Consider the following 1,277-nt stretch of genomic DNA (forward strand, 5'->3'; position numbering starts at 1 on the left):
GCCGCGTCGTCGATGAGCGCATCCACGCTGGTCGTTTGAGTCGGTTCGGTCGAACCACTGGCGAGACCGCTGGCCGCGACGGCGGTACCAGCGCCGACGGCCGCGGACCGCGACAGGAATCCGCGTCGTGAGAGTGTGGAGGGCATCGGTGGGAGCGTGTGAAAGATGGTTCACGCCGTGAGAGGCGGGACGAATCGTTTGATTGAGTGTACCAGCGTTGCTCTGGTGAAGGTGGACAGCCGGCTGTTGTGGTTTGTGACAGCCAGATCTCTCTATCCAACTCGGTAGTCACGCGGAGTGCCCACCTTCGCTCCTTCGTCACTGGAATTCTGGTGTCAAACACGCTTTACAGTAAAGCTTACTTTCCACGGTATATGAATCTTTATTCTCAGAATCGGCTGTCAGCTCGATCCCGCGAGGGCGAGAAGCCCGAACGCGCCTGCCAAGCCAAGCGCTGCGACGACCAAATCAATCGCCCATCGGAGCAACCAGTCTCGCACCCGCGCTCCCTCGGGGCGAATACCGAACCGGACCGTGAGATGCCGAACGATCACGACCCACGTGACAAGCACGAACCCGAACAGAAACGGCCATACATCGATTCCGAGTCGAAACTGTACGATATAGACCGGGAGTACGCCGATCAAAATCGGCGTTGTTGCGATCCGGGCCGCAGAACGGAGCGGCCGACTCTCCGGTGTCGGACGATCGCCAGGCGTCAGTTCAGGGACTGACACGCCACACGACTGAAAACCAGCCGCAATTTCGCGTACCTGGCCCCGCGGTATGAGGATCCCTTCCGGCTTCGTGACAGTAGCGGACCGATAGCGGAGTCGAGCGGCAACGATCGGGCCGAGTGGAATCAATTGAAGCGCATCTACCGTGTCGAGGCTGATCGTCCGTTCGTCAGTACCGGTAGCGGCTGCGAACTGTGTCGTCTCTGGATCGTCGAATTCAGGCCTGATCGTTACTGTTTGCTTTTCGGAATTGAGCCGGTAATGGTTTGTCTTGAATCCCGCACTCGAAAACCACACCATCAACCACAGGCACGCACAGACGATCACGTACGCGATAGCTGCCCGAGAGCCAATGACAGTCGTCGAACCGTGAACCGCAAGCGGGAGCACGATGAAAAAGCCACCCCAGATCACAGGATGCATCGTGACGATGAATGCCGCCATCCGGTGTGGGAGCCGACGAATGCCGTGTAGGTCCGTCTCCCAACTGAGACCAGAATCTGCTCGCTCGATGTGAGTGGAGGGCATATCGGACCACTA

2 protein-coding genes are annotated in these 1,277 nt (G+C 58.7%); both read right to left on the minus strand.

The features are described 5' to 3' along the window. A partial coding sequence (locus DVK07_RS19260) for a twin-arginine translocation signal domain-containing protein (RefSeq protein ID WP_121598490.1) occupies nt 1-146 on the minus strand: 146 nt, incomplete at its 3' end. Nucleotides 147-401: 255 nt separating this feature from the next. Next, nucleotides 402-1,181 (minus strand): hypothetical protein, encoded by a 780-nt coding sequence (locus DVK07_RS19265; protein ID WP_233565524.1) that lies wholly within the window; start codon nt 1,179-1,181, stop codon nt 402-404. Nucleotides 1,182-1,277 lie beyond the last annotated feature (96 nt).

The sequence above is a fragment of the Halorubrum sp. Atlit-26R genome, from assembly GCF_003666015.1.
GTDB lineage: Archaea > Halobacteriota > Halobacteria > Halobacteriales > Haloferacaceae > Halorubrum.

Bases quoted from the DNA above. Each gene is read 5' to 3' on its own strand.
- DVK07_RS19265 (WP_233565524.1), bottom strand. From the start codon at position 1,181: ATGGCGGCATTCATCGTCACGATGCATCCTGTGATCTGGGGTGGCTTT.